Origin of the sequence: Kytococcus schroeteri (assembly GCF_002847825.1) — a bacterium.
GTDB classification, from domain to species: domain Bacteria; phylum Actinomycetota; class Actinomycetes; order Actinomycetales; family Dermatophilaceae; genus Kytococcus; species Kytococcus schroeteri.
The window spans coordinates 1-305 of the sequence record NZ_PKIZ01000166.1 but is presented as its reverse complement, the minus strand read 5'-3'; the positions used below and the strand labels follow the sequence as shown (position 1 = coordinate 305).

General features: G+C 59.7%; 1 protein-coding gene. It reads right to left on the bottom strand.

All coding sequences use genetic code 11. From position 1 onward, the window contains the following. Positions 1-305, bottom strand: a 305-nt coding sequence (locus CYJ76_RS12015; RefSeq protein ID WP_144043124.1) for an MFS transporter, incomplete at both ends; no start/stop codon positions are given.

The window sequence follows — 305 nt, the reverse complement described above, 5'->3', positions numbered from 1 at the left end:
ATAGTCATCATGCCCGTAGCGCCCGCGACACCAAGCGCCGAGACGACCACCAGGATCTTCCTCCGCCCCAGCCGGTCCGACACGCCACCGCTGACGAACGCAGTAATGATGGTGAATACCGCATACAGCAGGGTCAGCTCCAGCACGCCAGCATCCGGGTCGGGCACACCAATGTGATCCCTCAGGTAATACAGCAGGTAGAACAAGCTGGTGTAGTTGGCCAGGTGGATTACGAAACGGCTGGTGAAGACAAGCCAATAATTGCGGTACGAGCCCTCGTCGCCGACCGTCGCGGACAGCGAATC